Source organism: Pseudomonas sp. (assembly GCF_048269965.1).
In the GTDB taxonomy this organism is placed as follows: Bacteria; Pseudomonadota; Gammaproteobacteria; order Pseudomonadales; family Pseudomonadaceae; genus Aquipseudomonas.
In genome coordinates, this window is sequence record NZ_JBLWTV010000006.1 from 56,050 (window position 1) to 69,182 (window position 13,133).

At 62.9% G+C, this 13,133-nt stretch carries 11 protein-coding genes; 6 read left to right on the top strand and 5 right to left on the bottom strand.

All coding sequences use genetic code 11. The features are described 5' to 3' along the window. Positions 1-7 precede the first annotated feature (7 nt). From ACN0X6_RS09025 to ACN0X6_RS09050, 6 genes are read left to right on the top strand one after another with little or no spacing between them, the layout of a single operon-like run. A complete protein-coding gene (locus tag ACN0X6_RS09025) occupies positions 8-1,441 on the top strand; it encodes an MBOAT family O-acyltransferase (protein ID WP_417703332.1) in 1,434 nt (477 codons plus the stop codon). A gap of 10 nt (positions 1,442-1,451) precedes the next feature. Continuing rightward, positions 1,452-2,555 carry an alginate O-acetyltransferase gene (locus ACN0X6_RS09030; RefSeq protein WP_417703333.1) on the top strand — a complete coding sequence of 368 codons (1,104 nt, stop codon included), beginning with the start codon at positions 1,452-1,454 and terminating at the stop codon, positions 2,553-2,555. A 15-nt stretch (positions 2,556-2,570) separates the two neighbouring features. Then, a complete protein-coding gene (locus tag ACN0X6_RS09035) occupies positions 2,571-3,212 on the top strand; it encodes an alginate O-acetyltransferase AlgF (RefSeq protein WP_417703335.1) in 642 nt (213 codons plus the stop codon). Between the two features lie 49 nt (positions 3,213-3,261). Then, positions 3,262-4,665, top strand: a complete 1,404-nt coding sequence (locus ACN0X6_RS09040) for an alginate O-acetyltransferase AlgX-related protein (RefSeq protein WP_417703336.1) — start codon at positions 3,262-3,264, stop codon at positions 4,663-4,665. Then, on the top strand, positions 4,656-5,771 hold the full coding sequence (locus ACN0X6_RS09045) for a polysaccharide lyase (RefSeq protein ID WP_417703337.1): 1,116 nt from the start codon (positions 4,656-4,658) through the stop codon (positions 5,769-5,771). Before ACN0X6_RS09040 ends, ACN0X6_RS09045 begins: the two co-directional genes overlap by 10 nt. A gap of 14 nt (positions 5,772-5,785) precedes the next feature. Further along, positions 5,786-7,267: a right-handed parallel beta-helix repeat-containing protein gene (locus ACN0X6_RS09050; RefSeq protein ID WP_417703338.1), complete on the top strand. Its 1,482-nt coding sequence runs from the start codon at positions 5,786-5,788 to the stop codon at positions 7,265-7,267. A 60-nt stretch (positions 7,268-7,327) separates the two neighbouring features. Here ACN0X6_RS09050 and ACN0X6_RS09055 read toward each other — a convergent pair whose 3' ends face one another. From ACN0X6_RS09055 to ACN0X6_RS09075, 5 genes are all read right to left on the bottom strand, one after another. Then, positions 7,328-8,008 (bottom strand): polysaccharide lyase family 7 protein, encoded by a 681-nt coding sequence (locus ACN0X6_RS09055; protein WP_417703340.1) that lies wholly within the window; start codon positions 8,006-8,008, stop codon positions 7,328-7,330. Between the two features lie 607 nt (positions 8,009-8,615). Continuing rightward, on the bottom strand, positions 8,616-10,085 hold the full coding sequence (locus tag ACN0X6_RS09060) for a sodium:solute symporter family protein (protein WP_417703341.1): 1,470 nt from the start codon (positions 10,083-10,085) through the stop codon (positions 8,616-8,618). 126 nt (positions 10,086-10,211) lie between these two features. Continuing rightward, entirely contained in the window at positions 10,212-10,604 is a 393-nt protein-coding gene (locus ACN0X6_RS09065) for a RidA family protein (protein ID WP_417703342.1), read from the bottom strand. Beyond that, a complete protein-coding gene (locus ACN0X6_RS09070; RefSeq protein WP_417703344.1) occupies positions 10,601-12,082 on the bottom strand; it encodes an N-acyl-D-amino-acid deacylase family protein in 1,482 nt (493 codons plus the stop codon). Before ACN0X6_RS09070 ends, ACN0X6_RS09065 begins: the two co-directional genes overlap by 4 nt. Before the next feature lie 3 nt (positions 12,083-12,085). Next, positions 12,086-12,949, bottom strand: coding sequence for a MurR/RpiR family transcriptional regulator (locus ACN0X6_RS09075; protein WP_192981930.1), 864 nt, complete (start codon positions 12,947-12,949; stop codon positions 12,086-12,088). Positions 12,950-13,133: the final 184 nt, after the last annotated feature.

The following is a 13,133-nucleotide window of genomic DNA, read 5'->3' on the forward strand; positions in this document are numbered from 1 at the left end:
CGCTAGCATGATCTTCGCCTCCAACGTCTTCCTGTTCCTGTTCCTGCCGGTGTTCCTGCTTTGTTACTACATAGCCAAGGACCACTGGCGCTCGTACGTGATCGTGCTCGGCAGCTACCTGTTCTACGCCTGGTGGCGTCCGGACTTCCTGCTGCTGTTCGTCGCCATCTCGTACTGGAACTACTGGTTCGGCCTGCGCATCAAGGCGCGGATCGATGCCGGCGAGAAGAAGATCGCCTTTCGCCTGCTGACCGTCGGCGTGATCGGCAACCTGGCCACACTCGGTTACTTCAAGTACGCGAACTTCGGTGCCGACGTGCTGGTGGCGGTGCTGGAACCGCTGGGCATCAATACCTTCACCCTGGAACACATCATCCTGCCGCTGGGCATCTCCTTCTATGTGTTCCAGGCGCTGAGCTACATCGTCGACATCTATCGACGCAATGCCGAACCCACCCATCGCTTCGTCGATTTCGCCGCCTATATCGCCCTCTTCCCGCAACTGATCGCCGGGCCGATCTTGCGCTACAGCCTGATCGACAAGCAGCTGAAGAACCGCACCCACTCGCTGGAGCTGTTTTCCTTAGGGGCCTGCCGCTTCATGCTCGGTTTCATCAAGAAGGTGCTGATCGCCGACTCCCTGGCACCGATGAATACCCTGTTCATTGGCGGCGGTGGCGAACTGCAGATGGCCGACGCCTGGTTCGGTCTGCTGATCTCCGCCCTGCAGCTGTACTTCGACTTCTCCGGCTACAGCGACATGGCCATCGGCCTGGGCATGATGATGGGCTTTCGCTTCGCCGAGAACTTCAACCAGCCCTATATCGCGCAGAGCATCACCGAGTTCTGGCAGCGCTGGCACATGACCCTGGCCGACTTCCTGCGCGACTACGTGTACATGCCGCTGGTACGCAAGCGCCTGACCGGCATGCTCGTCGGGCTGGTCATCACCATGGTGCTGTCCGGGCTCTGGCACGGGCCGAGCTTCGCCTTCATCTTCTGGGGGCTGTTCTTCGGCATCGCCATGGTGGTCGAGCGCAAGCTGGGCATCGCCACCAAGGTCAACACGCCCTATAACTTCTGGCGCAACGCCCGCTGCATGTTCGTGCTGGCCTCCTGCATGCCGCTGTTCTTCACCGGCAACCTGCCGCACGCGCTGCAGGTCTATCAGGCGCTGATCGGCCTCAACGGCATCGGCTCGCTGGACCTTTACTGGTTCGGCACCTCCGCCATGACCATGACCTTCACCCTGATCGCCCTGCTGTGGATCGTCATCGCCGGCGGCATCAACATTCGCTACTACGCCGGCACGCACAAGGACCAGTACTTCATGCAGCACGTCAGCGGTTTCAGCGCCCTGCTGCTGTGGGTCGGCTTCCTGCTGACGCTGACCCGCCTGGCCGCGAACTCCTTCTCACCCTTCCTGTACTTCCAGTTCTGAGGATGCCCCCATGTTTCCGGTGATGAACTCGGCCAGCAAGATCAACGGGATTCTTTTCTGCGTGATGCTGTGCGCCATGTTCCTGTATTCGCTGCCGACGGTGTTCGCCTTCGCCGGCACGCAGACCCAGGCTGTGTCGCTGTTTCTCGACGGCAAACTGGTGCGCAAGTTCGAGCAGTTCTACGACAAGCAATTGTTCCTGCGCGACCCGTCCGTCGAGCTGTGGGCCAACATCCAGCACGCGATCTTTCGTGAAGGCGCCAGCGGCGTGGTGCTGGGGCGTGATGGCTGGTTGTTCACCAATCAGGAATACCTGCAACCCAGGGACCTCGAGGGCAACCTGGAGCGACAGATCGTGCTGATCGACAAGGTACGCGCGCAACTGGCGCAACAGGGCGCGCGGCTGATCGTCCTGCCCATTCCGATGAAGCTGGACACCTACGCCGTACATTCCACCTATGCCCCCTCGCAGCCGATCAGCGACCTGTACCAGCACTTCAGCCAGCGCCTGCAGGACCACGGCATCGACACCGTGGACCTGCGCAGCGCCTACCAGAACGCGGCGGCCAATGAGCAGCTGTTCCTGCGTAACGATACTCACTGGAGCCCGAGGGGCGCCGAACTGGCAGCGCAAACCCTGGCCAAACAGTTCCCTGAACTGCAGGGCGACACCCCTTACCTGACCCAGGCGGTCAGCGAAAAAGAAGTCACCGGCGACCTGCTCAACTACCTCAAGTTCGACCCCAGGCTGGCGCCCAGCTATTTCGAGCCGGTGCATATCCAGCTCTACGAAACCCTGCAGCAGAACCGCAACGACCTCGCCGACAGCCTGTTCGGCGAAGCGGCCGTGTCACTGGCGCTGGTAGGCACCAGCTACACACGCATCGATGACTGGAACTTCGTCGGCTTTCTCAAGGAAGCCCTGCAGCGCGACCTGGTAAGCGTCGCGCTGGAAGCCCGTGGCCCGTTCCAGTCGATGAACGAATTTCTCGCCGGCCCAGCCGCGAAAAGCGCGGAGCTGCAGACCGTGATCTGGGAATTCCCCCTGCGCACCCTGCTCGCCCAGCGCCAGATTCCTTCGCCCCTGGCTACGCCAGAAACTGCCCAACACTGACCGAGGTACCGTCGCATGCCTGCCTTCATTTCCCGCGCCCTGATCATCCTGCTGACGATCGCCAGCGCCGCCGCCCAAGCCCAGGACGGCAACGCCGACCTTTACGATCCGGTGGCCCCGGCCAACTCGGCTTTCGTGCGGGTACTCAACCTCAGCGAACGCAACATCGAAGTCACCCTCAGCGGCAAGAACAAGCCCCAGGTCGTCACCGGCGGGCAGTTCGGTGGCTATCGCTTCGTCGTGCCGGGCAAGCAGCGCATCGCCGTGGCCAACCAGGCGATCGAGCATGAGCTGAAGGCCAACACCGCCAGCACGGTGATCTACCGCGACGGCCAGCTGCTGCTGATCGCCGACCAGTTCGTCAACGAACCGCGCAAGGCGCAGATCGCCTTCTACAACCTCACCGACAAGCCGGCAGCGCTGAAGACCGTCGACGGGCAGCACGTGGTGGTCGACACCATCGAGCGCGACCAGACCGGCAGCCGCATGGTCAACGAGCTGAAGATCGCCTTCGCCGCCTATGCCGGCAGCGAACAACTGATCGGTTTCGACGAGCTGTTCCTGAAAAAGGGCCGCTCCTACAGCTATGCCCTGCTACCCGCCGCCAACGGCTACCGCGCGATAACCCTGGCCAACAGCATCGACCCCAGCGAATGAACCCTGAACGGCCGGCCAAACAAGTGAGCGGACGATGATCCCGACGAGCATGAAGCACTATTTTCTACTGGCCATCGGCAGCCTGATCGCAGCAGGCGTACAGCACGCCAGCGCGGCGGCGCAGGGCGAAAAGACCGATGAATGCACGGATTTGCAATGCCTGATCTGCCCGCAACTCGGTGCGCCCGAGGAATATGCCGAAGGCAACATGAAGTCACTCAAGCAGATCGTGCCGGGGAGCGATCGCTGGCTGTTCCGTTCGGAGGTCGACCTGACCAACGAGTTCGGCATTCCGCCAGCCATGCAGCCGGAGTTCACCCGTCTGATGCGTGCGTTCGCCAGCCATGGCACCCAGGTGGCGGTGGCCGTGCAACCGACTCGCGGCCTGATGCATCGCGCCCAGCTGCAGCCAGGGCAGATGCATGGCTTCGACTACGCGCGTGCCAGCGCCAACCTGCGCAAGTTCCTGCAGCAGATGCGTGACGGCGGCGCCATCGTCCCGGACATCATGACCCTGGTGGAGCAACCGCCGAAGGACTTCTTCTTCCGCCGCGACCACCACTGGACCCCGGTAGGCGCAGAGGCCACCGCACGGGTTACTGCCGACGCCATTCGCCAGCACCCGGTCTACGCGCAACTCCCGCGCAAGGGCTACACCACCGAGCGAACCCTGACCCTGTCCAAGGACGGCACCCTCAACCTCGGCCTGGCGGCGATCTGCGGCAACCACTTCGGTTATCAGTTCGTGCCCGGCTACCAGACCGTGCCGGAAGACAACGACGCCGCCCTGCTGTTCGAGGACCAGCCCGACCCGGAAATCGTCCTGGTCGGCACCAGTAACTCCGCCGCCCGTGAAGACGAGACCAAGCAGTTCAACTTCGACGGATTTCTCAAGCAGTACCTGAGCAGCGACCTGATCAACTACGCCCTGCCCGGCGCGGGCCAGGACGGCTCGCTGCTGGAATACCTGCTGTCGTCCAACTACGCACCGGACAAGGCACCCAAGCTGATCATCTGGGAGCTGCCGGCCAACTACCGCCTCGATGGCGACCTGATGTACCGCCAGCTGATCCCGGCGGTCAACGGCGGCTGCAAGGCCAGCGACAGCCTGCTCGAAGCGCGTCTCGAACGCCCGGCCATGGGCCTCAACGATCGTCTCGAACTGCTCAGCAACGCCGGTGCGCAGCGCAAGGACCTCAAAGGCCGCGACGCGGTACTCGACATTCGCATCAGCGACCCCAACATCAAGAACTTCTACATCATCACCTACTACGACAACGGCACGCGCGACAAGGTGTGGTTCCGCCGTGAAGCCATCGTCACCGGCGGCCAGTACTACCTGGAGCTGAGCCGCGCTGCGGAGTTCCGCGACGCCAACCTGCTGTCGGTGCTGCTCGAACCCACCCAGGTGGTGGAGCAACCCTTCCAGATCGAGACCAAGCTATGTCTGTGAGGCTTTCGCCCGGCCGCCTGACGGCCATGCTGGTGCTGCTCGCCGGCCCCATGAGCGCCAGCGCCACGCAGTCGATCTGGAGCAACCACACGCCGAACGTGGCGGCGCAGATGACGGGCGACTACCGCAACGCGAGCTGCCCGAAAAAGCCGCCCGCGGCCTACACCGGGCACCTGCAACTGGACAGCAAGTACGACCAGAGCGACGCCAGCAAATCGCGGCTGGTGGCGCGTCAGAGCAAGGACACCGAGCGCATCCGCCAGCAGGTCAAGCACTACATCGGCGGCCTGGTGAAAGCGACTCAGGTGTTCCAGCGCACCCGCAAGGCCGATGAAGCCACCACCGCCCTGGCCTGCCTGAACCAGTGGCTCGATGCCTGGGCCAGCCAATCGGCGCTGCTCAGCGACGACGCCAGCAAGACCGGCGTCGCCTCGCGCAAATGGGCACTGGCTGCCATCGCCTCAACCTTGCTCAAGGTGCAGGCCCTGAGCGATCAGCGCTATCACCTGAGCGCCGTTCAGGCGCGCTGGCTGGGCCAGCTGTCGGCCAAGGTGATGGCCGAGTACGAGCCGCGCCGCTACGACAGCGGCATCTACTTCAACAACCACGACTACTGGGCCGCCTGGGCCGTGGCCGCCACCGCCATGCTGCTCGACGATGACCGCGCCCTGGCCTGGGCCGATGTCGCACTGCGCCGCGCCTTCACCCAGCTCACCCCCGGCGAGGGCGAATACCAGTACCTGCCCCTGGAGGTCGCCCGTGGCCGCCTGGCGGCCGACTACAGCCACTACGCCCTGGTACCGCTGATGCTGCTGGTGGAGGCTGCCGAACATAACGGTCGCCCACTCACCGAGCAGGAGCGCGAGAAACTCGCCGGCCTGGCCAACTTTGCCGCGCGCGCCGCGCTGGAGCCCAAGACCCTGGCGGAACTGACCGAGCGCCAGAGCGAAGTCGGCCCGCACAAGATGGTCTGGGTGCTGCCCTTTCTCACTCGCTATCCGCAGCACCAATGGGCCGCACGCCTGTACCAGGCACACGGCAAAGCCATCAATCATTACAGTCAGGTGGGCGGCGATCTGAAGCCGCTCTACCCCCAGCTCAACTGACTCAGGATGCCACCATGTCCCAGGCACTGACCCTCCCCCGCGCGCTGCTGCTGACGGCCTGCGCAGCCTGCAGTCTGAGCGCCCTCGGCGGCCCGGCGGCGTTGCACACGCTGGACCCGCAATGGCAACAGCAGCAGCAACAGCGCACCCGCCAGCAGATCATGCAACACAGCCAGCCACCGGCCTTCGACCTGCCGGCACCGTCGCAGCGCGGCAACGCCAGCCTGGAGCCGATGTATTCGGCGCAGGCGGGCAGTTGGCCGTTCGAGCCGTTCGTGCACAACGGTCTGTTCCGCGCCATCGCCGGCTACCAGGCGCAACACCCACGCGCCGTGGTCATTCGCGATGGCAGCGTCAGCCTGGCGCAACTGCACGCGCAACTGAACGACCCAAAGGTGCTGCGTAAGCATGAAGACGGCTATCTGCTCAGCTACCCGCTGATGATTGCCGAAGACGCCGCCCTGCTCGTCGACGACCAGGTGCTCTACCTCTTCGGCCCGTCGGGCACCGCACTGATCAACCAGGGCTTGCTGCAGGTGCAGGGCTCACGTCTGGAAAGCTGGAGCGACGGCCGCGCGCTGGCCACCGACCGCCCTACCCGGCCCTTCATCATGAACTGGGCCGGCAGCCGTTTGCGGGTTGTCGACTCGCATCTGGTCAAGATCGGCTACAACGCCAACTTCTCCCGCGGCATCAGCAGCGGCATCAGCGCGCAGCAGTCCGCCACCCGGCCGGCGGCGCGCATCCTGATCGACAACAGCCGCTTCGACAGCATGGCCAGCGCCCTGGAACTGCGCCACAGCGAGGCCCTAATCCGCAACAACCAGTTCAACCACCTGCAGCAATACGGCATAGACCTGGGCAACAGCCGCTTCCTGATCGCAGACAACCGCATCGACAGCGTAAAGCACAACAGCGGTATCCGCATCGGCGGTAGCAGCAGCGGGCGCATTCAGAACAACCTGATCCTGCACACCGGCAAGAGCGCCATCGAAGTCGGCGAGCAAAGCGGCGCCCTGCTGATCGAGAACAACCGCCTCGGCGCGTCCAAGGGCTACGGCGTGATGCTGCGGCAGATCAACGGCGGCGCCGGGCTGCTGATCGAGAACAACCTGATCGCCAACAACCGGCTCAGCGCCATCGACGCCAGCGGCCTCAGCGGCGCCCTGATCATCGACAACCGCATCCAGTCCACCCCGGAATACGCCATCAGCCTGCGCAACGAGCAGCTCACCGCCGGCCAACTGGTCATCACCGGCAACACCCTGGAAAGCATCGGCAAAGCCATGATCCGCGTCGAAGGCATGCAGAACACCGTGCTGGGCAGCAACCAGTACCGCGCCAACCCGCTGTTGCAGAACCTGCTGATCGGCGATCTGCTGCCCCTGCAGAGCCAGATCCTCGAGGACACCGTGCGGCGCAACTGCCACCTGCAGATATCCCAGCCGCTGAGCGGCACCGCAGGCAGCGCAGACGCCCCCACCTGCAGCAACTGACCAACGCCAGACGTGGCTGAAAGGCCTGCACTCTTCCCGATCCGAGTGCAGGTCAGAACACTAGCGATGTTCGACTTTCAACGCTGAAAACACGGCAGCCCCGGCGCTGGTTTCATTGCCGTTGTTGTCGAGCGTGTAAACGCCCGCCTTGAAATACAGGTTGTGACTGGCCCAGGCCGAATTGAGCACAGCGCTCCAGGTCTTGACCGCACCACCGGGCTCGACCAGGCCAATCGTCAGCCTGCCGCTCTTCGCCAGAAAGACCTCATAGCTGAAATCCTGATTCAGCTTGATCTTGCTCGACAGCACGATCTTGGTGGAATTGCTGCTGGCCGGATTGCCGCGAAACGAAATCACCACATTGCCATAGCCGGTGGGCGACAAGGATTGATAGCCCAGCATCATGGGGGGCGAGGTGCTGTTCTTCGAATGAATCTGGGAAAAGGCGATCAGCCCGTTCGACGGCACCTGAGTGATTCTCGTCGTGGCGCTCAGCACGTTATCCGCGGCGCTATAGCGCCAGTTGCGCAGAGCGCCGTTGGCGAACGTCTCGCGCAACTCACTGCGCGGGTAGGTCGAGTTGGCAGTGGTGGTACCGTTGACCGGCGCCCAGAAAAACAGCTTGCCCTCCTTCGACTGAAAGTAATGGTCCTGATACCCCCCGGCCAGAACGGGGGTGGCAATGACAGTGGCAGGAACACCGACAGGGATGGTCAGGTTCCAGGTGGACAGATCGATCATGGGGGCGGTACTCCGAGAGAGGAACGACGGTCGTACGCCCGATCTATCCATGACCGTGCCGGCAAGCTTCGAGCGTTACAGCGGAGAATATCGGCACCCTCAGCGGCAGTTAACGACCATCCATCACCATGCTGGCGCTATTTTTTTGGCCACTTTAAAAATGGCCAACAGAAAAATCTATCCACCTGTTCATCGCGAAGGAATTTCCCCAGCGAAACGCCGAGCAGTGCGTCAGAAGCGGCGGAGTTGGCGCCCATGAAAGCTTTGCAGAAATGCGAACAACCGGGGACAGACCACGATTAATCTTCCGTAGATCGCGGTCCGTCCCTGCCCCCTATTGCTCGCCTGTTGTTACGTAAATCGTGTCCCCTATTGTTCTCGCGCCGAACGCTGGGCAAAGCTCTCCCGTCCGGCAGCGGTCGGCTTTGTTTAAAGGGGTAAATGCTGGGTCAGGCGCTTTGGCGGCGGTCCGGTATGCGTTCTAGCATCAGATCGCTGGCACGGATGGCGCTTTCCCGTTTTTCATCAGCGGCTCGGCGAATCGCTCGTATACCACTCCCGCTCCCATTCAAATTCCCAGGTATACGCGGCGTGCCGGGCGTGGCTATCACGAGGCCGCTTTGATCGGCATTTTCATTGCCTCGCGTTCTTCAGCAAGCCGGGCCAGTGTTTCTTCATGGGTGACCTGGCAACGCGGGGTGAGCAAGGAAACCACTACCCCAGCCACCAGAGCAGCCAGTACCGCAGGAATGCTCGGGTTGCCCCAATAGGCGGTCCAGCCCGCATGGGCGATGATGGCGAGCGAGGTCGCGGATGCGGCGATCAGAGTGGCAATCGCGCCTTGCCAGTTGTAGCGGGACCAGAACTTGCCGAGCATTGCGCAAACGAACATGCCGGCCATGACCGTTGCGATCATCTTGGTGATGTAGCTGATGATGTTGTCCGACGTGAGTGCGAATGCGAGTGCCAGGCCGATGGTGAACAGCAGCGCGAACCGCGAATAGCGCACTACGCGTTCGGGCGCAGGCATGTGGCCGGTCACCAGCGCGTAGAGGTCGCGCATCATGATGGAGACGCCGGCTAGCGCGTCCGAGCTGGCACTGGACATGGTGGCGGAAAGGCCGGCGATCATCACCAGCAATCCCAGCCCGAGCGGCAGTACCTGAGTAGCAAGGAAAGGAAAGGCGTAGTTGCTGTTTTCCAGATCCGGCGCGAGAGCGTGGGCAGCCATGCCAATGATCGCGGGAACGACGGAAAAACCAAGGTACAGCACGCCGGTAAAGATAAAGGAGCGTCGCACGCTGCTGACAGAATCCGCCGAATAGATCCGCTGGCGGAACGAGGGTGTCGCGAGTACGCCGACTCCGACCACGACAGCCAGGGAGATCGCTGGAATGAGCCCCAGCGTGCCTATCCCGAATGCATCCGTGGCGGCGGGATCCATGTGATCGGTGAGATGCTCGAAGCCGCCGATCTTTATCAAGGCGAACACGGCCATGGCGATGAAGCCCACGAATAGCAAGATCGCCTGGATGGTGTCAGTCCAGACCACGGCCAGGTACCCGCCGATGATGCAGTACAGGCCAAAGCCGATGGCGACTACGAGTTTCGCTGTGTTCAGGTCGATACCGGTGATCCACGCCAGGTACATGCCGCCACCCAGAATGTGCGCACCCAGCCAGCCAATGCTGGCGATGTAGATCAGCAGGGCCACCAGGTTGCGAACAACCCTGTTCCCGCCCACGTAATACGCCAGCTCCTCGCTCATGGTCATGAAGCGCAGCTTGCGTACCGAGGCGAACAGCACGGCAAGCAGGAGGATGCCGACCGCCCCGCCGATGCCGTACAGCGCACCGGCCCAGCCGTTGTTGTAACCAAAGCCGACCGCTCCCATGCTCGAACCGGTGCCGACCATGGTCGCAACGGTCGTGCCGATCGTGAGAAAGAGCGGGATGCTGCGGCCGCCGAGCAGAAAGTCGTCGCCACTGGAGCGGTGGTTTCGCGAAACCCACCAGCCCAGCCAGATCATGGCCAGGAGATACAGGAAGAAACTGCCGAGAAAGATGTTGCTGTTCATACCGGACCTCATATTGGAATGATTGTTGAGTGAGGTAGCAGTCATGCGAGCCGGAGAATGCGGGGCGCCGGCTCGGTCAACAGGTGATGTGGTGGTTTTCCTCCTTCGCAGCGGATGGCAGTGGCATCAGGCGCGAGACGCCTTGAAGCACTTCACGTCGACCTCGACCTTGCAATCGACGACCAGGTCTTGAACGCTGCAGATGCGGGCTGGCGGGTGGTCGCCGAAGACTTCCTTGAACACCTTGTTGAAGGAGCTGAAGTAGCGGGCGTCGGTGAGCACTGTGGTCACGTGCACGACGTCTTCGACGCCGTAGCCAGCCTCCGCCATGATGTCCAGGCAGTTCTGCAAGGCGAGGCGGGATTGCTCGATGATGCCGCCCTCGACGACCTCACCGTCTTTCATCGGCGTCTGTCCGGAAACGTACAGCCAGCCGCCGGCTTCTACGGCGCGCGAGAAAGGCAGTTTCTGTCCGCCGGTGCCGGTGCCGCCTTCGGCGCCATATCGTTTGATGCTCATGCGTGCTCCTTGGTGTTGGGTAGTGAATGAGAGGATTTGGCGGTGCGCTTGAGCAGGCGGCCGGCGCGCTGGACGAGGCGCCCGTGCTGGTATGCCACCGCTCCGTTGACCACGACCAGCTCGATGCCCCGTGCCGCGGCGATTGGCTCGTCGAAGGTGGCGCGGTCCTGCACGTTGTCGAAGTCGAACAGGGTCAGGTCGGCGTAAGCGCCTACGCGGAGCTCACCGCGATCACCCAGGCCGAAGCTGCTTGCCGACAGCCCGGTCATCTTGTGGATGGCCTCGGACAGGGTGAACAGCCGCTGGTCGCGGCAGAAATGCCCGATGACGCGCGGAAAAGTGCCCCACAGCCGGGGATGCGGATGGGGGTCGTTCGGCAGGCCATCGGAGCCGACCATGCTCAGCGGATGCTTCAGGATGCGCCGCATGTCCTCTTCGGCCATGTTGTGGTAGACCGCTCCGGCGGGCTGCAGGCGACGGGCGGCCTCGAGCAGCGAGACATTCCAGGCATCTGCGATGGCTTGCAGCGGCTGGCGCGCCATCTCGGGGTGCTGATCGGACCAGGTGATGAAAATCTCGATCTCGTCGGTGACCTGTCCCAGGTCCAGCGTCGAGGAGCCCGCGGTATAGGGATAACAATCGCAGTGGCAGGCGTGGTTCCGTGCCGCTTGCTCGAGTTTCTCGAGCGCCAGCGGCGCGGTGCCCCAATTCCCTACCCCAGCGCACTTCAAATGAGAAATGACCAGCGGCGCGTCGCCATGGCGGGCGGTAGCGACCGCCTCGTCCATCGCGTCCAGAAGACCGGCGAACTCGTCGCGCAGATGCGTGGCGTAGATGCCGCCCGCGGCGCCCACTTCCTCAACCAGTGTGCGCATTTCAGCTTCCGGAGCCTGCCGGGCATTGATATAGGCGAGCCCCGAACTCAGGCCGATAGCGCCGTCGGCCAGTGCCTGGCGCAGGGCGATGCGCATCCGCTGGATCTCGTCCGCGCTGGCGGGACGATCGAAACGATCCATGAAGTTGGCGCGCAACGCCGTATGGCCGATCAGCGCCGCGACATTGATGCTGGGGCGGGCCAGGTCCACCGATTCGGCATAGGTGCTGAACGCGGGATAGCGAAAGTCCTCGACACGGCCCAGCAGATTCATCGGGTCGGGGACGTCATCGCCGGGCAGGCGCACCGGCGCAGCGCTGATGCCGCAGTTACCGACGACGACGGTGGTTACGCCCTGGGTGAGCTTGGGCAACATCTCCGGCGTACGGATGACATTGATGTCGTCATGGGTATGGACGTCGATGAAGCCGGGCGACAGGCAGCGCCCGTCGCCCTCGATGCAGGTATCGGCGGACCAAGCGCTGAGGTCGCCGAGGGCGACAATACGTTCGCCGCGCACGGCCAGATCGCCGCTATAGGGCGCGGCACCGGTGCCATCGATGAGCTGAACATTGCGGATCAGCAGGTTGGCGTGCTGGGGCATGCATCAATCTCCCAGCGGCTGGCGGTTGTCGCCGCCACGATGGGCATCGAGCGTGAGCTTCAACCGACGCAGCTTGTCTCGCGAACGCTGTCGGTGCCGCAGCGCCAGGCTCATCGCAAGGACGTCGATGGCCGCCAGCATGGCGTAGCGCGACGACGAAGGGTGGTAGATGAAGTCGGTTTCGCGCGACGCGACGGGAAGCACCACATTGGCCTGCTGCGCCAGCGGCGAGTCCGACGCAGTGAGCGCAAGCACCTGCGCGTCGTAACTGCGGGCAATGCGGGCCGCATCGACAATCTCCGGGGTAAAGCCGGTGAGTGACAGTGCGACCACCACATCGTTGGGGTCGAGCGTGGCGGCCACCATGCGCGGCATCAGCGCCTGAGGATAGGCGCTGATGGCGTAGCCCAGGCGCACCAGGCGAAATTGCAGTTCCTGCGCCAGGACGGCCGAACCGCCGCCTGCGCCGAAGACGACAATCTGCCGCGCGCCATCGAGCAGGTCGAGCGCGCCATCGAGGTCCGCGCTGGCCATGAGTTCGCGATTGAGGTCCAGGGTCTGCTTGGCGATTTCGTACACCACGCCGATGCCGTCTGCCTCGGTTGCTTCCTGGATGAAGCGACGACCGACCGCAAGCGATTGCGCGAGCCGTAGCTTCAGATCACGTACATCCTGGCAGCCGATGGACTTGGCGAAGCGGGTGACGCTTGCATCGCTGACACCTGCGCGGGCCGCAATGGTCGAGATATTGGCGCTGGTCACGAAATCGATGTCCTCGATGACCAATGCGGCAACCTTGCGCTCGGCTTCGCGCAGGGTGGGATAGCGTTCGGTGATGCGCGACAGGATGTCGATTTCCAAATTCACTTGATGACTCCATTGCTGGCCGAAGGCACGACTGAAGGGTCGCGTTCGGGTTGTGATAATTTCTAACCTAGAAAAAATATTTGTGAAAGTTATTTTCCATGATTCAATCGACTCACCCACTCGGCGCCAGCAAATGCGGCTCTGCGTGACCTCCCATGACACGCTGAACATCCACCAAGGACCC

Bases quoted from the DNA above. Each gene is read 5' to 3' on its own strand.
- ACN0X6_RS09060 (WP_417703341.1), bottom strand. From the start codon at position 10,085: ATGAACAGCAACATCTTTCTCGGCAGTTTCTTCCTGTATCTCCTGGCC.
- ACN0X6_RS09025 (WP_417703332.1), top strand. From the start codon at position 8: ATGATCTTCGCCTCCAACGTCTTCCTGTTCCTGTTCCTGCCGGTGTTC.
- ACN0X6_RS09055 (WP_417703340.1), bottom strand. From the start codon at position 8,008: ATGATCGATCTGTCCACCTGGAACCTGACCATCCCTGTCGGTGTTCCT.
- ACN0X6_RS09030 (WP_417703333.1), top strand. From the start codon at position 1,452: ATGTTTCCGGTGATGAACTCGGCCAGCAAGATCAACGGGATTCTTTTC.
- ACN0X6_RS09050 (WP_417703338.1), top strand. From the start codon at position 5,786: ATGTCCCAGGCACTGACCCTCCCCCGCGCGCTGCTGCTGACGGCCTGC.
- ACN0X6_RS09035 (WP_417703335.1), top strand. From the start codon at position 2,571: ATGCCTGCCTTCATTTCCCGCGCCCTGATCATCCTGCTGACGATCGCC.
- ACN0X6_RS09070 (WP_417703344.1), bottom strand. From the start codon at position 12,082: ATGCCCCAGCACGCCAACCTGCTGATCCGCAATGTTCAGCTCATCGAT.
- ACN0X6_RS09040 (WP_417703336.1), top strand. From the start codon at position 3,262: ATGAAGCACTATTTTCTACTGGCCATCGGCAGCCTGATCGCAGCAGGC.
- ACN0X6_RS09065 (WP_417703342.1), bottom strand. From the start codon at position 10,604: ATGAGCATCAAACGATATGGCGCCGAAGGCGGCACCGGCACCGGCGGA.
- ACN0X6_RS09045 (WP_417703337.1), top strand. From the start codon at position 4,656: ATGTCTGTGAGGCTTTCGCCCGGCCGCCTGACGGCCATGCTGGTGCTG.